Origin of the sequence: Dyella flagellata, assembly GCF_030160275.1 — a bacterium.
GTDB lineage: Bacteria > Pseudomonadota > Gammaproteobacteria > Xanthomonadales > Rhodanobacteraceae > Dyella_B > Dyella_B flagellata.
In genome coordinates, this window is sequence record NZ_BSOA01000012.1 from 111,625 (window position 1) to 134,207 (window position 22,583).

Sequence of the window (22,583 nt, forward strand, 5' to 3'; positions counted from 1 at the left end):
CTTCTATGGCATTGCATTGCTCGCCATAGCGTGTGAAGCGCCATGCTCATGCAGGATTTTCAACACATCCGCAATCGCCCCCGGCCGGTCCGGCACCTTGTGGTCGGAGCGGACGACCAAGGTCGTGGTGGAGCCTGGCAATAGCGCGCTGCTCAAAGGCACGTAGCCGTCGCCGGGCGGTTTTACGCCAGGAAGTACACCGGCAATCGTGTCGTAGCGTACGCCGGCCGCAGGCATCAGCTTTTCATCCGCAAGCGACACCGGCTCGTCGGGCTGCAAGCTGGTGATGCTGGTGATGTGGCCGGTCTGGATCATCGCGCGGATCGCCGGTTGAATCGCTTTCGGGTTCGCGGCGACGATGCGCATAAGCCCTGCCATTTCTTCGATATGCCGCCAGGCCAGCAAACCCACCAGGCGTCCCAGCAAACCATCCGCCGCAGGGCTGCCACGCTGTGGCGCGGCCATGAAGATGATCTCGTCGACGCCGGGATACGGCTGGAACTGGAAAACGTTCTTCAGCGTCGCCAGGTCGTTCGCATTGGCATGCAGGCTGTCCATCGGCTGCAGGAAAGCCGCGCTCCAGACCTCGGGTGTACTTTGCGCGCATAGCAAGCGCGCAATCACGCCGCCCATGCTGTGCCCGATCAACACAACGCCCTGCCGTGCCGGCGCATGACCGTCCGGATCGAGGACGCGCCAGGCCTCATCGATGTAGTGCTGTACACGGTAGCGCTCCACCAGCAGCGGTGCGTTGCTCTGATAGACGATGTGCCAGATCTGGTAGCGCCGATGCAGCTCGGGATCGCCCATGATCGCGTTGCTCAGTCGCGACCAGATCAAAGGGCTTCCGGCCACGCCGTGAATCATGATGATGGGGGTCTTGTGCGGATCGTAGTCATCCAGCAGGAACAGCCCGGCCCGCTTGCCCACCTCTGCACCGCCGATCATGCCCCACCAGGCCAGCCGCTTCAGGCGCGTTCGTTCCAGCAGCTGCGCGAACGGTGCCGATACATCCTCGGCAAGAGCGTAGTGGTTGGCGCCCGTCACGTGTTCCGGTTGCAGCTCGGGATTCTGCAACACCAGCACGGGTGGGTCCTTGTGCGCATCTGTGCCGGATGGCCCTTCCAGCCACATCGTCGTCGGCCGAAAAACACCTTCCGGCGGATAATGACGGCAGATCGGGCGATCGGAGCATGGCAACGCAAACGCCACCAGCGGCACGCCAAAACCTGCACGGTGGTGGCGAACGCCGCCCAATGGGTCCATCGATACCTGGTCGGCTGGTTCCAGGTAGACGCTGCTGCCGAGGCTGTCCGGCATGCCGCGGAATTCGACGCGGATGGCGACACCGCCAAGTAACGATTGCCCTTTTGCAACACCGATCGGGCCGCCCTGCGCGACCAGATCGAAGAAGGCGCGGCTGCATTGCGTCGCGAGCAAGCCGGCAGCCGTTTCGGTAGCCGCCTTGTCGGTACCCATGGCATCGTGCGCTAGCGTCGCGCATTGCAGCCACGCATCGGCTTGAATCCGTTCCGACTGTCCCCGGATCGCCACCGCTTGCCATCCCTGTGCTTTCTCCAGCAGCGCCTCGGTAGAAAGATGGGAAGAACGTCCCGCGCCCGTCGATACACAACCGGACAGCCACGCTGCGCACGCCATCCATGCCATGCACACCAAGGCTCGCCCGGCCGGCAGCCGGCGAGGTGTGCAGGCATGCTTTGCACGATCGGCCCTCATCCGACCTTCCCCGTGCCCGAAGCATATGGGTCCACGATTAGTGCTTGTCGAACGCTCGTAGGCAACCTCCTTCCGGGAGCAAGCTGGCGGCGTTGAGCACGCAGTCTACGCCAGCCGACGGCACCCCGAGTGGCGGCTAAATGCCCGCCTCTACCTGCGTTGCGGATCTCGGCTGCGTCAGTAGTGCCGCCTTGGCGGCTTTGGCGGTGTGATGATTGCCGTCGTGGCTCCAGCCTGGCGGCATGAGCAGGTATAGCAGCTTGTTGCGCAGGCCGGGTGCGCACCAAACGTCTCGCCCGAGCAACCAGAATTCACCCAGGTAGGCATCCAGCACGCTGTAACGTCTTACGGGCCGGGTGATGCCGTATTCGATCCGGATGTCTTCGTGCACCTCCATATAGGTGCCGAAAAGGCGATCCCAGATCGGCAGCAGGTTGCAGAAGTTGGTGTCCATGTAGAGCACGTTGCGTGCATGATGAACTCGATGGTGCGAGGGCGTCAGCACCACGCGATAGAACACACCCAGCTTCCCCGCCGGCAGTACGTTCTCGCCAAGGTGAATGAGCTGCCCCCAGAAACTGTCGATGATCATGATCAGCACCAGCAGCGGCGGGCTTACTCCCAGCAGCATGCAAATGCTGGTGCGCACGAAATCGGCATAGGGTCCCTCCAGAAAAATGTGCGCATAGTTCACCGACAGGTTCATCGCCACGGGCGCATGGTGGGTCGAATGCAAACACCACAGCAGACGCACTTTGTGGGCCAGAAAGTGGTACACGAAATGCGCTAGCTCCCACACGACGTAGCCATACAGCAATCCGTACCAGCTGAGTCCGGCCTGGAACGGGGCAAAGCGGTTGAACAGGCCGATGCAGAAACTCACCATGGCAATGGCGAGAAAGCTGCCGATGAAACGGTTCAGTATCAGCTCCAGCAGTGGAACCTGGTAATCCTCGCGTTTGGTCCGACGCAGGCCCACGCCGCGCACGAGTTCGAATACCAGCAGCAGCGGGACGATAGGCGCGACCACGCTACCGAAGCCATCTACCGTAAGCAGCTTGTGGTAGTCGCCGGAAGCAAACATCGCCAGCGTCGGCGCCAGGCCGAAGAAGTCCGTCAACTGATCACGGATCCAACCCCAGATATCGATGGCAGCTCTCCCCGGCGGTGTCTCTAGGATGGCCTTGGCGGCATCGGGAATATTTATCCCCACGCCAATTTGTCACGATCCAAATGCCACTGCAAGTGCAAGCATTTGACCCTTCACGGCTGCGCGGTTCTCAATCAAAACCGAAAGCAGCGCGGCGATTGGCTCGCCGGCACCCCTCCCACCACAACATGCGGAAGTAGACATGAGCACGGCATTCATAGGTATCGACTACATCGTCGACATCATGCACCCCGACGGCAAGATTGCGCGTTCGGCCGCGCACGCAGCGCAGCGGGACATCATCGGCAAGGCCAACCGGGCCCTGGCCATCGCCCAAAGCAAGGGATGGCTGCGCGTGTTGGTCAAGATAGGTTTCTCGCCGAACTATTTGGAGCAACCCAAGCACTCACCCATGTTCGGGCGTGCCGCGCAGGTAGGCGCCCTGAAGCTGGGTGCGCACGGTACCGAGTTTCATCCCGGGCTGAAGATCAGCGGCGATCACCTGGTGATCGTAAAGCCCCGCGTCAGCGCTTTTTATGCCACCCCGCTCGAAGCAGCCCTGCGTGCCAATGGAGTGCAGCGGCTCGTCATCGCAGGCGTGAGCAGCTCATGGGCGGTGCAAGCCGCAGCACGTGATGCGCATGATCGGGACTACGAAGTCTGCATCGTCGAAGAGGCCTGTGCAGCCGGTGACGAAAGCGAGCATCAGGCTTCGATGAAGCTGATGTCGACAATCGCCCGGATCATCAGCGTCGACGAGATGGAAAACCTGGGATGACGCCGATCGCCTGCTCCCGCCTGCTCGTGTTGCGATGGAAATCAGCGGACGGGCGCGGCAGGTCCACACCAAGTGCCTAGTGCCTCGGCGAGCCCTCTTTGCGTCGAGTCTCCCACCCAGCCCACATAGCCGTCGGGCCGGATCAACACCGCGACGGGCGCGCTCACTTGGCCGAGTACCGGCAGCTCCCATGCCCCCGCATATTGGGCGTCGATCAAGCGGACCCGGTCGGCCCATGGAGCATGTTCGAAGTCGCCGGGTTCGGCGAAGTTGAGTAACACCGGCCTGGCATCGTGCAGGAGTTCGAAAACGCGCTGCCGGCCAACGGTGGTCATCAAGTCCAGATCAGGCATGCGGCGCCCCAGCAGCGGATGTCCCTCACCAAGGTCGTAGCGAATGTCCAGACCGGACATCTCCGCGGCCAGGCGCCGGCGCGGCTCGTCCATGCCCAGCAACTTGGCGACAAATTCACCCAGTGCCTTGCTGCGATCGTCCGGGCGACGTAGCGCGACCTGCGCCATCGTGCTGCGCAGAACGCGGGCGGCAACCGCATGGCGCTCCGCGTGATAACTATCCAGCAGGCTTTCCGGTGCCGTCCGCTTGATCACCTTGGCCAGCTTCCAGCCCAGATTCACTGCATCCTGCACGCCGAGGTTGAGGCCTTGTCCGCCCATCGGCGAATGCACGTGCGCGGCGTCGCCGGCCAACAGGATTCGTCTATCGCGGTAGGCCACCGCCTGACGCGTCATGTCGGTGAATCGTGAGATCCAGCTCGCACCGTGTATCCCGTAGTCGCTGCCATAGACCGCGATCAGCGCCGCTCTGACATCGTGCAGGTTCGGTTCGCCGCCGCGCCCCAGCTCACGTTCGGCGAGTACGATCCGCGCCCTGCCAGGCTCTTCCATCTTGCCGATCGCATGGGTCCCGATGGCATCATGGCGAAAACCCCAGGCGGGCTCCTCGGTCAGCTCGGCTTCGGCGATCAACCAGCTCACCGTGGCATCCCATCCTGCGAACTCGATACCGGCGGCTTTTCGAACCAGGCTGCGGCCACCGTCGCAACCAACGAGATAGTTCGCACGCAGCACACTGCCGTCTGACAGTTCCACGTCGACGCCACTGTCGCCCTGGGTGAAGCCCCTTACTTCGCGCTCTCGATAGATCGGCACCTTCAGCTCGTCGACCCAGCCGGCCAGGATGCGCTCGAACTGGTTCTGCCACAGCCCGAGGCAGTAGTTGTGCCGGGTGGGGAAATCGCTGATGTCCAACGGGACGTGGAAATGCACAGCCCGATGCAGTTGCCCCTGTGACAGGAAGCGATCGGCGATCCCGCGTTGATCGAGGATCTCGATGGTGCGCGCATGCAATCCACTGGCACGCGAACCGGCTAGATCCTGGTTGGCTCGCCGCTCGACGATGGCGACATCGGCCTGCGCCAGCGCCAGCTCACCTGCCAACATCAGCCCCGTCGGGCCGCCTCCAGCAATCACCACGGCATGCTCGATCATCGCCATACTCCCAGGTTGTCGGCCGGCGATGCTGCGCCAGCCCCCTGGCCTTACGGCAAGCCCCCCAGCCCGCTATAATCTGGAAGTGGCAGCAAGCGGGTGTTTTTGTCCCCCTTCGCTGCAAGCGCTCACGGCGACGCCACCCAGCCGAGTCCAAGACTCTTCTGCAGCGACACAAAATCCTTCAACAGTTCCGCCCGGCCCTGCACCAGGTTCTGCTGCGCGCTCAATTGCACACGCTGAGTATCGAGCAAATCGATTAGCGACGAAGCACCTGCGTCATACCGTTGGCGCATCAAAGTGGCGGAACGGTCGGCCGATGCTTCGATCTGTTGCAGGCGCGTCACGTTCTCGCGCTGGTGGCCATAACGGGAAAGTGCGTTGTTGGCATCCTGCAAGGCGGCAAGTACGGCTTGTGTGTAGCGAGCAGCAGCCTCGTCACGACCGGCTTCCGCCTGGCGAATGGCGCTGCGCGTACGCCCGAAATCCAGCACATCCCATTGCAGGTAAGGCGCGCCGAGCCAGGTAAATGCGCTCTTTTGCAGCAAATGGCCGGGGTCGCCGGCGTTGCTACCGATAAACCCCAGCAGCTTCAGCTTGGGAAACAGATCCGCTTCGTGCTGGCCGATTTGCGCGTTGCTGGCCGCAAGGCGGCGCTCGGCGGCGCGGATGTCCGGGCGACGCTTCAAGACGGCAGCCGGATCGTCGACAGGCACGGACGCAGGCATCACCGGTAGCTGCGCCGGTGCGGCAAGCTCGCGATCCAGCGCGCCGGGCGCCTGGCCGGTCAGCACAGCCAACTGGTCGAGCGATTCGGTCACCTGCTCATCCAGCGGAATCAGCGTCGCCTTGGTATTTTCCACTTGCGTGGTCTGCCGTTCGACATCCGCATCCGGCACCACGCCACGCTCGCGCTGCTGTCTGACCAGGTCCAAGGTGTGTTGCTCCAGCTGCGCCGACTGATTGGCCCGCAACAAGCGCTGTTGCTGGCTGCGCAAATCGATATAGGCCTGGGCCACCTCGGCAGCCAGCGAAACCTGGGTATCGGCCAGGTCCGCATCGACGGCCTCCGCTTGCGCCGAAGCCGCTTCGATGGCGCGACGCGTGCCACCGAACAGGTCGATCTCCCAAGAGGCATCGAAGCCGGCGCTATATAGCTGCAACGGTCCACGCCCGTGCGAAGTGCTTGCGCCCTGCCCATTGTTTTGCGAGTTGCCGGAGCCTTGTTGCGAGCTTTGCAAGCCGGATAAATTGGGCTCACGCGTGCGCAACGCAACGGCGTCAGCCGATACGGTGGGCATGTCCGCCGCGCGTTGCTGCTGCAACTGGGCACGCGACTGGCGCAGGCGAGCTTGCGCCGCATGCAGGTCCGGATTGTTTTCCAGTGCGGTATCGATCAGCGCATTCAATTGCCGATCGCCCAGCGCCTCCCACCAGCGGCTAGGCGCATGCTCAGCTGGCGTCATGCCAACTGCTGGCGCGCGCACGAACGCATTTGCCTGCACGGTGGCATGGGCCACATCCGGCGCGCCGCGATAATCGGGCCCTACCGTACAGCCGCAAAGCCCGGCCACTGCCGTAAACAGCGCCACGTTGGAGATGCGCACACCGCGCAAACGAGACATCGACATCACAGGCATCCTCAATGGGCTTCGCTGACCGGCGCGGGATGGCGCGGCGTCCTGAGCAACAACGCCAGCGGCACGCAGCAAAGCAAGGCGATGCCCAACAGGTAGAACACTTCCGAATAGGTCATGACCATGGCCTGCTGTTGGATTTGCCGTGCGAGCTGGCCCAGTGCGCGCATCCGCGCATAAGCCATGTCGCCGGTGCGCGCGAACCAGCCAGCTGCGTTGGCGGCAATGCGCTCCTGTCCCAGCACCGAATTGGCGGTCAGCGATTGGCGGATCGCGGCGACGTGAAAGGTATTGCGCCGGTCGATGACGGTACCGATGATGGCCAGGCCGATCGAGCCGCCGAGATTGCGCGCCATGTTGTAAATGCCGGCCGCATCGCCCGAATCCTCGCGCGACACCGCCGCCATCGCCGCCTGGTTCAGCGGCATCATCGCCAGCATCTGCCCCGCTCCGCGCACCAGCTGCGACCAGAAGAAATCGTGGCCGACGCTCTGCGCGGTCAGATGGATGTCCAGCATGCAGCTGCCGCAGAAGCACACCAGGCCGCTGATCACCAGGATGCGAAAGTCCACCTTGCCAAGCAGGCGCGGCAGGATCGGCATCATCAGGAAAGCCGGTACGCCGGACACCAGCATCACCCAGCCGGATTGCTCGGCGTTGTAGCCTGAGATCAGGCCGAGGAACTGCGGTATCAGGTAGATGACGCCGTACAAGGCCGCGCCGACCACCACCACGATGAAGATGACGCTCGCATAATGCGAATTGCCGAGCAGGCTCAGGCGCATCACCGGCCGTTTAGCGGTGAATTGCGAGATCGCGATCATGATCATGCCGATTGCCGAGACGATGCTTAGCCAGACGATCACGTCCGATTCGAACCAGCGCTCGCGCTGCCCTTCCTCCAGCACCACCGTCAGCGAACTCAGGCCTATCGACAGTCCGGCAATGCCAAGCCAGTCAGCCTGTCTTAGCGCCTCCAGGTGCAGTGGCGCCGATGGCAGACCGGCCAGCAACAAGCTGATCAGGCCGATGCAAACCGGCAGGTTGATGAAGAAGCACCAGCTCCAGCTGATGTTTTCGGTCAACCAGCCACCGAGCACCGGACCCATCAGTGGGCCCAGCAGCACGATCAGGCCGAACACCGTCATGCCGATCGGCAACTGCGATAGCGGCAGGCGGGTGCGAATGATGGTCTGCGCGGTTGGAATCATCGCGCCGCCGGTAAGTCCTTGCCCGATGCGGCCGGCGATCATCACGATCAAGGTGTGCGAAAGCCCGCACATCATCGAAAACAGGATGAACAACACCGCGCAGCCAAGCAGGAAGTTGCGCAGGCCGAACACGCGCGTGAGCCAGGCCGCGAGCGGAATGATCACGATTTCCGACATCAGGTAGCCGGTCGAGATCCAGGTGCCTTCGGTGCCGGTCGCGCCGATCTCACCCTGGATTTGCGGCAAGGCGGAGTTGGTGATCGAGATATCCAGCGTCGCCATCAAGGCGCCGAGCGAGCCCGCCGCCACGGCGATCCAGTCCGCGACGCTGGCATGCTCCGGATGCGGCACCGGGCGGGCGGACGTTTCAGCCATGCTGGCTGCTCACCAGGGCTGGCCGTGAATTGCCAGCTTCCGCACGCGTGTCCACGTCCACCGTTACCGAGAGGCCGGGCATCAGCCGCTTGCGCGTGGACTCATCCGCGTCGATACGAATACGCACCGGCACGCGCTGCACGATCTTGGTGAAGTTGCCGGTGGCGTTTTCCGGTGGCAGCAGGGCGAACTGCGAGCCGGTACCCGGCGCGAAGCTGTCGACCACACCATGCAGATCCGCATCGGGCAGCGCGTCCACATGCAGCTGAACCGGTTGGCCGGCGCGCATGCGGCCGATCTGGGTTTCCTTGAAATTGGCGGTGAGGTAGATGCTCTGCACCGGCACCACCGTCATCAGGCGCGTGCCCGGCTGCGCATACTGCCCCACGCGCACCGTGCGGTCGCCGACGCGACCGGCCAGCGAACTGCGTATCAAGGTATCTTGCAGATCCAGCTGAGCCTGGCTTGCGGATGCCTGCGCGGCCTCCAACTGCGCTTGCGCTTGCGTAATCTGCGCCTGCAGATCAGCGACGTGCGCCCTCGCCTGGTCGAGCGCAGCTTGGTCGGCGGCCAACGTGGCCTGCGCCTGGTCCCGATTGCTGACCAGCACCGACAGCTGGTCGCCGCTTTCCGCGCCGGATTTTGCCAGGGGAGCGTAACGACGCACCTCATCTTGCGCATGCTTCGCGCCGACTTGCGCGACCTGCAGCTGCGCCTTCGCCTGCTCGATCGCCGCCTGTTGTTGCTGGATCGCGGCCCGGGCACGCTCGATATCCGCCCGGCGCGCGTCGACCGTGGCCTTGGCTTGGTCGAGCGCAGCCTGATACTGGCGTCCGTCCAGCCGCACTAGCGGATCGCCCACCTTTACCGTGGCGTTGTCGCCGACGTAGACGTCGGTGACATAGCCGCTGACCTTGGGCGCCACGGTGACGCTATCGGCCTGCAGGTACGCGTCGTCCGTACTCTGGATGAAGCGACCGACCAGCCACCAATAGCCCAGCACCGCGACAGCCGCGATCGCCAGCACGATACCGACCGGCAGCAGAAACCGCGGCAACTTCCGGCGCTTTGGCGCAGCAGTGTTCGGCGCATCGCCCAATGCGCTGGTGGGGGAAGCAGGCATGCCCTATGACCTTGAAATTATTCCAAGTGGAAAATTTATTCCGATCGCTATAATTTTGTCAAATGTTATCCTGGCGTCCAAAAGACGGAGTATCCGCATGACCCAAGCCAAGCGCCTTCGCCGCACCACTGCCGGTGGCTATGCCCGGGGCGACGAAACCCGCCAGCGCATCATCGACGCCGCCATCCAGCTGTTCGGCGAGCACGGCTTCAAGGATGCGTCCACCCGCGACATCGCGGCGGCTGCGGGAGTAAACGCGCCGGCGCTGCAGTACTACTTCGAGAACAAGGAAGGCCTGTACAAGGCTTGCGCGGAATACATCACCGAGGACCTCCGGGGACGCTTCGCGCCCTCCATGCGCCAGGTCAGCGACGCGCTGAAGAACCACGCCGATGCCGACACCCTGATCGAGGCGTACCTCGGCATGCAGTTGGTGACACTCGATAGCGTGCTGACCCCGACACATCTGGTCAAAGGGCGTCTGCTGGGCCGCGAGCTGGCGGGCGAAACCCCGCACCTGGTCTCGGACATGCTGCAGAAGACGATGAAGCGGCCGATCAACAAGCTGCTGTCGGAGTTGCTGGCGCGCATCATGGGCACAGGACCCAACGATGCCATCACCCGTATCCGGCTACTCACCTTGAAGGGTTTGGTGCTGGCGTTCTACTACCCGCCCGGCGCCAGCCTGGAGCTGCTCGGCTGGAAGGAAATCGATGCCGGCAAAAGCGCCTTGATCAAGGATGCCGTGCAAGAGCAGACACGTACGCTGCTGATGAGCTGGCAGAACGCCGGGAAGCGTAAAGGGGTGGCTTAAGGGAACCCATGGCCGGACCACGTAGGCTGGGATGAAAATCCCAGCGCAGGGCAGCCGTTGCAAAGCCGGGATCGCCTTCCCGCTCGGGTCATCTCAATAACCCTTGAAGAAATCTTCAGCTTCGGCCGTGGCTTCATCCACTTTGTCGAATTCCTGGAGCATTTCCGTAATGGCTTCATTGTCAGTGCTCCAATCCCGCAATGCCTGAAATGCCGATTGCACCATCTCGTTATGTGTACCCGTGCTCCGTGAGGCGCGGTTCTTCCATGCAACTGCCAGTGCACTGACCCCTTCTTCCACTCCTGCACCCTTGGACGCGTTCTCGGATCCGGCCATGGGCTGCAAATTGGGTACGTCGTGATAGTACATGCGCGCCGCGTAGACCGTGTATGCATCCTGATCTTCATTGATATAGCCGGCATCTTCCAGGTCTTTCAATTTCGACGTGCTAATCCCGCCCTGTTCGCTTGGATCCACGAGCAGCCTTTGCTCAATTTCAGCCCATGGCGTTTTGTGATCGATTTGGATTGCATTTGTCGGAAGCACAACCTGCGATTTACCCGATGTCGTCACGTGCCAAAGATCCATGGCTTTATTGTATGAACCACCCCATTCATTCTTGACCATGCTCATTTTGAAATTGGTGCTGAAATCAACGGGCCGCCCGCCTCCATAGTCATGGGCCTTAGCGCGATTCTGCGCCTTGTAATAGCCCTTGGTTTCAGCCAGACCATCGTACGGAAGCATCATCTGCATGGGCTTGTCGGCATTGGCACTTACCGTCACATCATTCCCATTTGCTTCCGAGGGCGATCTGCCTGCCTCCCGCAGCTGCGCAGGCAGACTCAAGGCCCGCGCCCCCATCACGTCGGCCTCACGCTCCAAGCCGGGGTTGTCGTTGACCGCAACGCCAGCGAGTTGGGCCGTTGCTTTCACTAGCCCCTTGCGCTGTTGAACCACATGCCACGCTTCATGCGGCAGGTGTTGCTCCTGCCCGGAGCCCAAGTGAATATCATTGCCCTGGGCATAGGCCAACGCATTCAACTGCGCCGGCTTGGTGGAATTTCGATGCACAACGACATCGCCCATATCCATGCCCGACAAAGTCTCAATCCCTCCCCGCAGTTGTGGCGGCAAGCCATTTCGCTTGTGTTCCAATGAGGGCGCCGCGCGCAACTGCGCCAGCCGCTGCTGTTGCGCAGCTTGGCGTGAGCTTGCATCCACCTGCCGTTGCAACGGTGAAACTGCACGCGCACCCGCGCATGATACGGGTGCTGAAATCGCCATCTTCTGCCGCACCGGTGTCGCTAGCTTGGTCATTGGCTACCCCTTGTCATCCGAGTCAAACCCGCTTGATGCACCACGCCGGCTTCCCTGGAAGACGGCAAAGCATGGTCGGCGCTCACGACGTTCCTCCCGCATCATCATCGTCGGCCGACGTGCCATGCTTGCTGGGCTCCCAGTTCGCGATGCCGCCATAGTGCCAGAACGCGCCATGCACGTTCATGTCGATAAGCTCCATATGGCCTTTTGTCCCCTTGTGATGCCAGGTCAGGCTGTTTGTGCGTGTCGGATTGCCATGTGCCTTGTCGCCATGACTGAAGTGAGAACCCCTGGCTCCGTTGACAATCTGGTTGTCGCTCAGTCCATCGACTTTGTCGCCATAGGTCTTGCTCAGGTCATGGTCAGCTACGCTGACGTGCAGCTTCCCAGGATTTTCCGCATCCGAATGCTCGGAAGGTACATCAACGGTACTGGGAACATTGTTCTTACCTATGAAGGTATCGATGTTGTCCCCGTCCATCGGAAAGCGGAATATGCCCTTCTTGCCATTCTTGGGCTTGATCACCTTGGTGGCGGTCCATCCGTCTTCCTTAGCTGTCAATTCGGCCAGCGCTGCATCCTTTTTCATCATCAGCACTCCGGGCATCGACTGCGCCGGCTCATCCGGCTGAGAAGCCGATGCCCGCATTTGTGCCGGAGACCCTGCCCACGCAGAGGCTGAAGCTCCCATCACGTCCGCCTCTCGCTCCAGCGACCGATCGTCATTGACGGGAACCGACTGCATCTGCGTGGTGGCTTTCACCCGACCCTGCCGCTGCTGCACGACGTGCCAGGCCTCGTGTGGGAGGTGCTTGTCCTGTCCCGCGCCAAGGTGAATTTCGTTCCCCTGCGCGTACGCCAAGGCATTCAGTTGCGCCGGCTTGGAGGAATTGCGATGCACGACGACGTTGCCCATATCCATCCCCGACAAAGCCTCGATGCCCGTGCGCAGCTGCGAGGGCAGGCCGTTCGATCTTTCCGGCTTGGACACATCACGCAACTGCGTAATGCGATCGCGCTGGGCGGCCTGCCTTGGACTCTCATCAATCTTTCGCTGCATCGGATGCGAGGCGCCGCCACCGGCGCTGGCTGATGCCGGCTCGACATTTGCCGCATGCTGGTCGGCGGGAATGCTTTGCTTCATGGCGACACCTTCTCGATGGCTTAGTAGCCGGCTAACCAGCCGAGCCCTTTCCACGCGGCACTTCCCACCAGCGCACCCGCCGCTCCTACAGCCGCACCCGCCGCAATGGGGCCTAGTGTCAAACTGCCAAGGCCAATGCCCGCAGCAGCTCCGAGGATGGCACCCGCACCACCGACCAACCCCAGTTTGCTGGGTCCAGGAAAGCATCCGGCCGAGTTGATTTTCTCTTCGCCGTTGACTTCCCCCTTGACGGACACCGGTATCTTTTTGATGCGTTCCTTGTGGGCGGCCTTGTCGCCGCTCAGCGACGCAACGTATTTGTTCGCGGTTCCATCGCTCATATCCTGGGTCTGGACTTTATAAGTAACCTCGTCGCCCACCTCGGCATCTTGCATTTCCTGGTTGAAGCCCTGCTCCATCTTTTCTTCCCACTCGCCACTTTCGAACCTCTGGCTCCACGGCCTGACATTGCTGTTGTTGCCCAAACCTCCGAGCCTTTTGGGGATCATGTGGGCGCTCATGCAACGCCACCTCCAGCCCAAGGCTTCCAAAGTCTCATTGACCTTGCTTGCAATCTCGCTATTGGCGTCTTTGCCCCCGGCACTCAGACTGCCCGGCCAGGCATGCACATCGAAATCGGCCGGCTTTTGCACCGTCTTCTCATAGGTCAGGCATTGAATCGGTGCCGCGGATTTTTGCAGCTGCTTCACCTGTAGCTGCTGCGCCGCTTGCCGGGAGCTGCCATCCACCCGTCGCTGCAGCGGCGATACGGCACGCACGCCGGCACGTGACGCCGGCACCGCATTGAACGTCTCCGGGCCAACCGGCATGGCTTGCCTGGTCATCGCCATAGGATTCTCCTCAGGCTGTTCGACGGCGCATCAGGATGGTGAAATCATCCGCCACGTATCCGGTCACGAGTTCCGCCGCCGGATCGAGCGTTCGGCAAAAGGCCAGGATCTCCCCAGGGTCCTGGCCGCACAGCACAGGGGTAGCTTCGAACACATTGGCGTCAAGCAGATTGAAGGCAAGGCCGCGTGTTGCCGCCTCCCACATCTGGCGAATCAGGTTGTACGGATAAAGCGCGTTGCTGCTGCGATAGCTCAAGGCACCCGATGCGAGTACGTAGTCCACTTCCGGGAGCACCGCGTTGAGTATGTCCGCCTGCACGAATCCAGTGCGGGGCAAGTGTCCGTAGCGCCGGCAAGCTTCTTCGATGAACTCGGGCATATGATCGACCCCGAGGTAGGCGAGTTCTGTGAATTGAGTATCCAGGAACGCTTTCAGATCGCCATAGCCGCAGCCGAGATCCAGCACCTTGCAGCCGCTCATGTCACCGACGCGGCACATTACCTCGAACCGCAAGCGCTGGCTGTCGGGTGAGCGCCAACCCAACGCGCAGCGCTCGGGGTCACCGATACGGCGGCGGTGGTATTGCAGAACGGCAGCCTTTTCAAATAAGTCCATCATGTCTGCAGTCCTTTGTACGCGCTGCTACTTGCCCTTGCCCTTCTTTGGCGGCGGCACCTTCCCCTTCGGCTTGGCGTCGCCCTTGAGCTGCGCGATATGCGCCGCTTCGCTCGCCTGCCTGGGCGTGGCGGCCACTTTGCGCTGGGCGGCGCCAGCACCTTCGCTCTGCCCTGCTGCCGGTTCGGCGGCCATCTTGGTTTGCGTCGGCTTGTTCGTCTTCATGGACTCTCCACCCTTGGTTTGAGCATGTGATAGGCAATCGTGGCGATCAGCGCCACCAGCAGCACGCCCAGCAGCGCGTTGCCCCGGCGTATCTGCACTAGGGCCGGGTCACCGGCAAGCAGTAGCGCACCCAGCCCCAGGAAGGCGATGGCGCCGAGCAGTAGGCCTAATTGGTAAGGAAGGCCGATCTGCCTGATGCGGCAGCTGGAGCGGTAGAACGCGAACGCGATCATCCACAGCAACAACAGCGCTTCGGCGGCCATGCGCAGCGGCCAGCGGTAATCGCAGATCCACGCACTCAATTGTTCCGTGCGCTGGTGGCGTGCCAGATACATGGCGCGTATGCGTCCGGAGATCATCGGGCCCGGCTTCTGGTCCGTGCGCGGCGCAGCCCAGAAACCGGCGCCGCCGAAGTTGTCGGACGCATAAGCCAGGTTTTCGGTCAGCTCTTGTTCGTCGTGAGCACCGCTGGAAACAACCGGGATCACCCGGTGCAGCAACATGCGGGTATCCACCTCATCGAGGTGGTCATCCTTGTCGATGATGGCAATCAGGTCGCGCATGCTGCGCTCCGTGGGCTGCGTCAGCAGCACCAGGTAGCGCAAAGTGAGATTGGTGTTGCTTAGGTAGCGGGCACTGTCGCCAGCTGCATGCTGGCTACGCGAAGACGGTGCTTCGGCCTGCCGCAAATACTGACTCATGCTGCCGACTTGCCAGCTGGCGTCATCGGCGGTCAGATCCGCGTCGCGCAGCACGATGTTGAGCACGTAGTCGCGACCGCGCTGGCGCAGTTCGCTGATCAGCGCCTGGATCTGCCGGTCGCGGTAGCGGATGAACGCCGGACGCAGCGGGTCCTTTGCGTCCGGAATGCGGTCCAGGTAGAGCGTCAGCCCGTTGCCGTAGCGCTCGACGCGTGCAAAGCCCGGCACCCAGGCGTGGCTGCGCGAAGCCAGGTCGGTGAGCCGCGTGTCGATGAAATCGGCCGCCTCGGTGGCCAGCCGTGTGGTGCTGCGCGCGATCTCGTCATCGGTGGCGGTTTTCAGGAATTGCCAGTCATTGTGGTAAAGCGTGAAGTCCAGGGCGGTGCGATGCTGTTGTGCCTCGACGATGAAATCGGTTTGCGGGGAGGCATTCCAACTCGGTTCCACCAGGTCGCCATTGTCCTTGTACCAAAGCGCAAACACGCTGATGCGCGAGAGCAGGCTGAAATCCAGCGGCAACGGCTTGTCCTGGTTGTGCCAGAACGGATAGAAACCGTAGACCTCGCCAGTTAGTTCGCGCACGCAGCCGCAGCCCTTGCCGCTCCATGATGGCGCCTGCGGATTCAACAACGAATGCGATTGCATGGCCTTGTCGATCAGCAGACTGCGCAGGGCCGGACTCATCAACCATTGCGGCAGCTGTTTCCATGGCAGCGGATCGCGCGGCATGTAGTCGTCCTGCTTGGCCAGCTTGGCCCAGTCCGGCGGGCAGTCGCTTGCGTTGAACGCCGGTGGCGGCCGCCCCTGCTTGCTGGCCGCGGCAACGATCAGTGCCGCGGAGAAACGGCACAAACGCGTATCGAGCGCTGCGGCGAACAACTCGCGCCCTGGATACTCCACGCCGATCAGGGGCTGCAGCATGCGTTGGAACTGCGCCTTGGCATCGTCTTCGATCGCGGCATCGCCTGACTGGGCCGCATCGTCAGCCTGATCTCCCTGCTCGTTGTCGTTCGCGTCGTCGGCAGGTGCCTCACCACCTGCCGTTGCGGCATCCGCGGACATTTGCTTTAGCTCATCGAGAACGTCTTTGTCCTTGAAGATCGCGTCGGTGAGGCTGTACGTGTCCATCTCGGATTGGGGCGAGGAAGGTGCCGCCAAGGTGTCGGCCAATGGCAAGGTAGTCAGCGGCTTGGGCGGCGGCGGCTTTTTGGGTGGTGCCGGCTTGGGTGGGGCCGGCGGAGCGACGGGACGCACCGGTGGCGTTGGCTGCCAGGGCGCAATGATCGTCAACCGATAGGTTTGCTGTGCCGTGCAGCCGTGATGGTCGCGCACGCTGGCCATGAATACCGCGATATACGGCAACGAACTGGGTGCTCCGGCCAGGGTGCCGTCCGTGCTCAGCGTAATGCCGGGCGGAAGGCTGCCGGAGTGGTAGGTATACGGCGGCATGCCACCAGTAGCGCGCAAGTTGTAGTGATACGGCTGGCCGATCGTGCCATCCGGCAACGTCGTCACGCTGCTGCCCAGTTGCAACGGATCTACGTTGGTGCAGGAAACGGCCTTTGCCAAGCCAGGCACAAACGCAAGCATCATCAACACTACGCCGCAGCAACACAGCGCAAGCTTGCGCAGAATGCTGCACGAATACAGGAACGGCCTCATCCTACCGTCCTCCCTTCCTTGCTCAATTCCTTGGCCAGCGCCATGCGCAGATGGGAGGCACCGACTTGCGCCGCGCCGCTGCGCGCGGCTTGCAGCACGGCAAAGCGCAACACGTTCACGATCGCGCCGCCCGACAGCACGTGCTGTTCGGCGATCGCTTCCAGATCGACGTCCGGCGCAAGGCGATCGCTCTGTGGCAGCAGGCCGCGCCATAGCCGAAGGCGCTGATCGGCGTCGGGCATCGGGAAGTACACCATCGACTGGAAGCGGCGCGAAAACGCGTCGTCGATGTTGCCGCGCAAATTGCTGGCCAGAATCACCACGCCGGGAAAGTCCTCCACTCGTTGCAACAGGTAGGCGATTTCCTGGTTGGCATGCCGGTCGTTGCTGTTCTGCACGGCGCCGCGCTTGCCGAACAAGGCATCGGCTTCGTCGAAGAACAACACCCAGCGCCGGCTCTGCGCCTGGTCGAACACGCGCGCCAGGTTTTTCTCGGTTTCGCCGATGTACTTGGACACCACCATCGACAGGTCGATGCGATAGACGTCCACGCCAGTGCTTTGGCCCAGCAGCGTCGCGGTCAGCGTCTTGCCGGTGCCGGGCGGTCCGTAGAACAGGCTGCGATAGCCAGGCTTGACCGCGCGGCCCAAGCCCCAGTCTTGCATCAGGTCGGGCCCTCGTTGCATCCAGGTCTGGATCACCATGATTTCGTCCAGCACGTCCGGGGTCAGCACCAGGTCCGGCCAGCCGAGGTCGGTAGTGATGCGCTTGGCCGGAAACTGGATGTTGTAGTCGGGCTTGTGCCATACGCCGGTCTGCAGGCGTTGCAAGGTTTCGGCGCTGACGCTCAGCGCGCCGCTGAGTTGCGGCTCGTTGCTGGCGCCTTCGCAGTCCAGGCGCAGGATGTCGCGCGCCATGAAAGGATGTTGCGGATCGAACAGGTCGAACAGCGCGATGCGCCGTGCGAGATCGTCGCCCGCGACCAGGAACGCCGCCGTCTCGCCGGTGGGCAGGAAACCGCCATGCCGCTGCGCCTTCCAACCGCCGAATTCGGTGAAGCCACGGTCGAGGTTCTGATTACGCACGAACAATAGATCGAGCACGCTTGGCCGCACATGCGGCGCCAAGGCCAGCGCCAGCACCGCGCGCTCGGCCGCGAGCAGGCCCTGCTCGTCGACCAATTGGGCCAGTGCGCTGCCGGCAGGCAGTGACGGAGGCGGTGGTGCGGCATCGAAACCTTGCGGCTGCTGCTGGAAATGTTGTTCCAGGCGCAGGTTGAGCACCGCCTCCAGCCAGTCGAGTTCCTGGCTCAGCGCCATGGCGTGCAGCGCGTAGCGATCGTCAACGCCAGTCGACATGGATCGCTCCTTTCATCCACGGCAACTTGATCGTTGCATAGCGCCACGGCAGACGGTCCAGCAGCACGTCGAACGGGCCGGGCTGCACTTTCATGCGCCAGTGTCCTGCGTGCGCTTCGTGCTCGATCAGCCGGCCGATGCGTTGCAGGAAGGTCTGGCGCAGACCTCGCGCGGTGGTGCTGCCCAAGGCATTCCAATGCGACACCACGGCGGGCAGCAGGCTGTCGAGCGTGGCAATGGCGTCATCCAGCGGCAGCGCCGGTGGCACCGCTTCGTCGATCGATATGCCGCATAACAATTTGTTGAGCACCCACTCGTGCTCTTCGCTCTCGGCGTGGCCATCGCTAAGATAGGCAAGGCAATGCACAGCGCGGTGTTGTGCCGCTTGATCCACGAACGCATCGTCATGGAGCAGGCCAAGCATGCCGAACAGGCGTGGTGCGTAGTTGGCCAGCAGCACCAGGCCAGCGTTGGCGATGTAGATCGCCTCATTGTCCGGATGGTCGTCGGCGGGCGAGATGCTGCCATCGCTGTTGCGGCTATTGCGGATGCTCGGTCGTTCGGCCCGTTCGGCCGACACGCGTGGGGACGACGATGCAGGCCGGCCACTGGCAAGCAGCGGATCGTCTTGCGCCTGCTTTTCTGCCAAGGCCTGCAAGGCTCTTCGCCAGACGGCCTGCCAGGCGACATGGTCCTGCGGCACCCGCTCGACTTCGCTCAAGTAGGCCAGGCTGTAGTCGAGCAGGTAGGCCTGTAAGGGCGAAAGACCCAAGCCGGCTTCGCGCACGCGGGGATCCGCCTGATGCGCCAGGGCGAACTGGCGCAGGGATTCATGCCAGATCGCGCTGAGGATTACCTCCTCCACGGCGTTGCCGGCTGCGCTTTCGCGATGAGCGCTTTTGGCGTCATCGAGTAGCGCTTGTCGGCGCAATTCGGGTTGCGGACCCAGCAAGCGCGATTGCACGCCAAGCAGCAAGCTGCGCCGCAAACCCGACGTTCCCCATTCGGGCGTAGCCGTGTCGATCAAGATGCCGAGCCGTGATGCCTGGCTTTCACCCAATTGCGCGAGCAGCGCGCCGCCCAAGGCGGCCATCAACCGCTGTACGCGTGCAATGCCCAAAGTACTGCCGCCCTGCCCCCACAAGGCATGCAAGCCGGCCACGCGCCAGGCCTGCCGTACTTGCCCAAGCTGATACGTGCTCAAGCGACCTTGCGCACGTAATGGTTCGAGCACGTGGTGATCCAGATCTTCCAACGCATGCGCCAGTTCGGCATGACGCAAGGCCAGCAAGGCCTGCAAGCCGTGGCATGGCGTAATGTGCCCGAGCCGGTGCAGCGTGCGGTCGGCGTGCGGCAAGCGTAGCAGCGCCGGCCATAGACGCAGCGCCTGGCGCCGTGCCAGGCTGGCCAGCCAATCGGCCAGCGCGCCGTTGGCGCGCGGCGCCATCGACCAGTGCAGCCGGCCGTGTTCGAGGTAGTACAGAAAATGTTCCAGCTCGCGATCTTCGGCCTGGCTTGCCGATGGTTTGGCGCGAGCGGCCAGCGGATCGGCCACGCCATGCAGTTGCAGGCGCCGCAAGGCAAGGTCGACGGCCTCCTCCAATCGTCGTCCCCACGCATCGGCATCCGCGGGCACATCGCCCAGGTCGATCTCCAGCTGATCGATGCGCCATACTTCGCCGCGTGCGGACAAACGCTCGAACAGCGCATCCAGCACCCGCCCTCCCGGACCGCGCAGAAACTCGCTCAAGCGCTGCTGTTGCGCGAGACCGGAGTGGCGATCAGGGCTGCCGCACGACCACTGCAAGGTCTCGATCACGTGGCGGCTCATGCGCTGCCCCTCACGTCATCCGTCCGGACCGCATCCAGGTGTCGCCACAGCAGCCAGCGCAGCAGGCGCGTCCAGTCTTCCAGGCGGCGCGCTGCCACTGCGTGCTCGCCGCTAGGCGAAAGCACCGCCGCGCAATGGGTTTGCTTGGCTTCCAGCCATGCCGCATAGCTGCGCTCGAAACGCGTCATCGCCGCGGCGTCCAGCCACAAGGTCTGTACTCGCAAATGGGCCGGCGCGTTCAAGGTCAGCGTCTCCATCGCGACGCGGCGGAACGATGCACTGTGTCCGCGCGCGGTCCATGCCGGGAACACGGCGGTGACGCGGTAGCGGTAGAAATCATCCGGGATGTCCGGGTCGCTACCGCTGAGCGGACGCAGCAAGACATGCTCGATGAGGTGCATGCCTTCGCATTCAAGCTGCAGCCGGCAGGCGAATTCGTGCAGGCAGATCGCGGCGGCTTCCGGTGAGACACGCGTGGAGCGAAGCCGCAGGCGCCAGCAGCCCCCCTTGTCGTCACTGGCGAGCCACACGGCACCCGCATCCATATGCTTGTAGCGCTCGGCATGCACCGCACTACGCAACAGGGCCGGAGGCAGTGCGCGCAGATCCAGCTCTGGAAAGTGCATGGCCAGCACCCGTGCTGCGCTGGCCAGATCCTTGCCCATGCTGTCCACCATGCGATGGCGACGCGGGCTCCACAACACGGGCGGCTGCGTTTTCGACGGCAGCGCCTCGGTGGCGGCGGGGCCATCCGTTTCCGTTGCAAGTCCGATCTGCGCCTCGCTCATTGCGGGCATCAACAGGCGGCTGTGGTGATGCTTGCAGGCCAGCAACAGGCTGGCTCGCTGCTGCAAGGCGGAGGTATTGCCACGTCGCCCGAGCGAACGGCGGCTGTAGTCGATCGCGCCGTGCCGGTCGCGCGTCAGCGTGGCGATACGCAGCAGCATCTGGCGTTTCTGTTCGAACAGGTGCAGGCGCCACGCCTCGGCACCGAAATACCAGCCGAACGGACGAATGCTGCCCTGCCAGCAACCTTCGCCATACAGCGCGAGCAAGTGGTCGAGCACGCGGCCACGCCGCTCCAGCGCATCGTCGGCAGAGGCGAACACGTTGTCGCGCACCTGCTCGCGATTCCCGTTGTAAAGCGCATCGAGTCCGGCGATGTGCTCATCGCCGAGCACTTGCCAGGCGTAGCTCGCCGCCGGTTTGCCGACCACCGTGTAGAGTTTGCGCAGGTGCTGGGTTTGCGCATCGCCATGCGCCAGCCATTGCTCCAGCAGCGCCAGATAGGCATGCCATTGCGCGACTTCCGCCGCATGGATGGGCATGCCGGTCAGGTCGGCACGCTCGCGGTAGATTTGCGGCAACTGGTTAAGCAGCGATACGTACGCCGCCGGCGGCAGATAGTCGCCCTGTGGTCGCGTCAAGGGCGAGCCCGTCGCGCTAGGGGCGCTATCGGCCGCAGCGCGGCCATCGACATTGCGGCGCAGATCGTCCAGGCGCTGCAACAAGGCATCTTGCGCGATCCCGATCGGCACGCCGCGCCGCTTGATCTGCCAGGCCGCCACGGCTTCGGGCTGGTCCGGCCAGCGCAGACGCAATACCCAGGCGTCGCCATGCCGCGGCAGGGCGCCAGCGGAACCATCCAGCCCCTCCGCGCTCAAGCTGATGTCGCCGACTTCGAGCACGCCCTCGACGCTCAACGCAATGCGCGCCAGGTCACCGAAATAGACCCGGCTTTCCAGGTCGCGTTCGAGGCTGTCGGTGTCGATCCAGCCCTGGCGCATGCGTGGCCCGTCCAGCGCATCGGCCAGCGCTACCGCAGCATCTTGTGCAAGCAGGCGAGCCATCAGCGACAGGCGTCGCGGGGCCGCGTCGACGTGCTCGGCGCAGCGCGCGACCAACTCGGCCAGAATATCCTCCGGCGTGCGCGCGCCCTCGATGCTCAGGTTCAATTGCAGCGTGCACCAGCGTGGCTGCAGCACGCTCGGCAAAGCCGCCAGGTCTTCGCCGAGATTGCGCTGCGCCCAATAGGCGCGCGCCGCCGCAGCCGAGGCAGTTTCCGCCAGCGCGGTAAGCGCCTCCAGGTCCATGCGCCACAGGCCATCGCCGTTGGGCGAGGATGCATGCACCTGCAGCGCACCCGGCACGCGATCGAGCAGCCAGCGCATGTAATCCATGCTCGTGCATGGACGGCACGGCAGGATTTCTTCCGCCGCGCGCAGACCCAGCCGGCGGTAATGGATGCGGCCGTCCGGGGCCGCCAGCAAATCCACCAGCGGCTGCTGCGCGCCGAACAGGTTTTCGGTCAGCGCATAACACAGCGCGTCCAGCAGGGTGACGCCAGGATCGTGGTAATTGAAGTCGGTCCACCATTCGCCGCTGAGCGCCTGCAGCGAACTCAGCGCACGATCGCGCAATGCTCCATAAGCAAACGGATCGTCGCCGCGGTGCCGCGCGATCTGCGCGGGCGACGGCCGTGCCGACGGCTTGGCGGGATCCGGTGTGGGCACCGCAGTACCCATGCTAGCATCGATCC

At 63.2% G+C, this 22,583-nt stretch carries 17 protein-coding genes; 2 read left to right on the forward strand and 15 right to left on the reverse strand.

The window, feature by feature from the left end:
• Window positions 1-3: 3 nt before the first annotated feature.
• Window positions 4-1,737 carry a hypothetical protein gene (locus QQJ96_RS06905; RefSeq protein ID WP_284331237.1) on the reverse strand — a complete coding sequence of 578 codons (1,734 nt, stop codon included), beginning with the start codon at window positions 1,735-1,737 and terminating at the stop codon, window positions 4-6.
• Window positions 1,738-1,873: 136 nt separating this feature from the next.
• Window positions 1,874-2,950 (reverse strand): sterol desaturase family protein, encoded by a 1,077-nt coding sequence (locus QQJ96_RS06910; RefSeq protein WP_284331238.1) that lies wholly within the window; start codon window positions 2,948-2,950, stop codon window positions 1,874-1,876.
• 139 nt (window positions 2,951-3,089) lie between these two features.
• On the opposite strand from QQJ96_RS06910, the gene QQJ96_RS06915 reads away from it, so the two are divergent.
• Window positions 3,090-3,665: a cysteine hydrolase family protein gene (locus tag QQJ96_RS06915; RefSeq protein ID WP_284331239.1), complete on the forward strand. Its 576-nt coding sequence runs from the start codon at window positions 3,090-3,092 to the stop codon at window positions 3,663-3,665.
• Window positions 3,666-3,706: 41 nt separating this feature from the next.
• Here the strand turns inward: QQJ96_RS06915 and QQJ96_RS06920 are convergent, their stop codons facing one another.
• The 4 genes from QQJ96_RS06920 to QQJ96_RS06935 form a co-directional block, all read right to left on the reverse strand.
• Window positions 3,707-5,173: an FAD-dependent monooxygenase gene (locus QQJ96_RS06920; protein WP_284331240.1), complete on the reverse strand. Its 1,467-nt coding sequence runs from the start codon at window positions 5,171-5,173 to the stop codon at window positions 3,707-3,709.
• Between the two features lie 128 nt (window positions 5,174-5,301).
• On the reverse strand, window positions 5,302-6,804 hold the full coding sequence (locus tag QQJ96_RS06925) for an efflux transporter outer membrane subunit (protein ID WP_284331241.1): 1,503 nt from the start codon (window positions 6,802-6,804) through the stop codon (window positions 5,302-5,304).
• Between the two features lie 11 nt (window positions 6,805-6,815).
• Window positions 6,816-8,396, reverse strand: a complete 1,581-nt coding sequence (locus QQJ96_RS06930; RefSeq protein ID WP_284331242.1) for an MDR family MFS transporter — start codon at window positions 8,394-8,396, stop codon at window positions 6,816-6,818.
• Window positions 8,389-9,519 carry an HlyD family secretion protein gene (locus QQJ96_RS06935; protein WP_284331243.1) on the reverse strand — a complete coding sequence of 377 codons (1,131 nt, stop codon included), beginning with the start codon at window positions 9,517-9,519 and terminating at the stop codon, window positions 8,389-8,391. Before QQJ96_RS06935 ends, QQJ96_RS06930 begins: the two co-directional genes overlap by 8 nt.
• Before the next feature lie 97 nt (window positions 9,520-9,616).
• Between QQJ96_RS06935 and QQJ96_RS06940 the strand changes: the two genes are divergently transcribed.
• On the forward strand, window positions 9,617-10,333 hold the full coding sequence (locus QQJ96_RS06940) for a CerR family C-terminal domain-containing protein (protein ID WP_284331244.1): 717 nt from the start codon (window positions 9,617-9,619) through the stop codon (window positions 10,331-10,333).
• Window positions 10,334-10,426: 93 nt separating this feature from the next.
• On the opposite strand, the gene QQJ96_RS06945 is transcribed toward QQJ96_RS06940, so the two are convergent.
• The 9 genes from QQJ96_RS06945 to QQJ96_RS06985 all read right to left on the reverse strand — a co-directional run bounded on the left by QQJ96_RS06945 (window position 10,427) and on the right by QQJ96_RS06985 (window position 22,569).
• On the reverse strand, window positions 10,427-11,653 hold the full coding sequence (locus QQJ96_RS06945; protein WP_284331245.1) for an eCIS core domain-containing protein: 1,227 nt from the start codon (window positions 11,651-11,653) through the stop codon (window positions 10,427-10,429).
• 82 nt (window positions 11,654-11,735) lie between these two features.
• Complete coding sequence (locus tag QQJ96_RS06950) at window positions 11,736-12,800, reverse strand: eCIS core domain-containing protein (RefSeq protein WP_284331246.1); 1,065 nt, start codon at window positions 12,798-12,800, stop codon at window positions 11,736-11,738.
• A 20-nt stretch (window positions 12,801-12,820) separates the two neighbouring features.
• Window positions 12,821-13,651, reverse strand: coding sequence for a hypothetical protein (locus tag QQJ96_RS06955; RefSeq protein WP_284331247.1), 831 nt, complete (start codon window positions 13,649-13,651; stop codon window positions 12,821-12,823).
• A 10-nt stretch (window positions 13,652-13,661) separates the two neighbouring features.
• A complete protein-coding gene (locus QQJ96_RS06960) occupies window positions 13,662-14,270 on the reverse strand; it encodes a class I SAM-dependent methyltransferase (protein ID WP_284331248.1) in 609 nt (202 codons plus the stop codon).
• A 24-nt stretch (window positions 14,271-14,294) separates the two neighbouring features.
• Window positions 14,295-14,492, reverse strand: a complete 198-nt coding sequence (locus tag QQJ96_RS06965) for a hypothetical protein (protein ID WP_284331249.1) — start codon at window positions 14,490-14,492, stop codon at window positions 14,295-14,297.
• The gene (locus QQJ96_RS06970) at window positions 14,489-16,855 is read right to left on the reverse strand and encodes an Ig domain-containing protein (protein ID WP_284331250.1); all 2,367 of its coding nucleotides are present in this window, start codon (window positions 16,853-16,855) and stop codon (window positions 14,489-14,491) included. The genes QQJ96_RS06965 and QQJ96_RS06970 overlap by 4 nt, the downstream gene beginning before the upstream one ends.
• A complete protein-coding gene (locus QQJ96_RS06975; RefSeq protein ID WP_284331251.1) occupies window positions 16,852-18,213 on the reverse strand; it encodes an ATP-binding protein in 1,362 nt (453 codons plus the stop codon). Before QQJ96_RS06975 ends, QQJ96_RS06970 begins: the two co-directional genes overlap by 4 nt.
• Window positions 18,197-20,044 (reverse strand): contractile injection system tape measure protein, encoded by a 1,848-nt coding sequence (locus QQJ96_RS06980; protein WP_284331252.1) that lies wholly within the window; start codon window positions 20,042-20,044, stop codon window positions 18,197-18,199. Before QQJ96_RS06980 ends, QQJ96_RS06975 begins: the two co-directional genes overlap by 17 nt.
• A complete protein-coding gene (locus QQJ96_RS06985; protein ID WP_284331253.1) occupies window positions 20,041-22,569 on the reverse strand; it encodes a hypothetical protein in 2,529 nt (842 codons plus the stop codon). Before QQJ96_RS06985 ends, QQJ96_RS06980 begins: the two co-directional genes overlap by 4 nt.
• Window positions 22,570-22,583 lie beyond the last annotated feature (14 nt).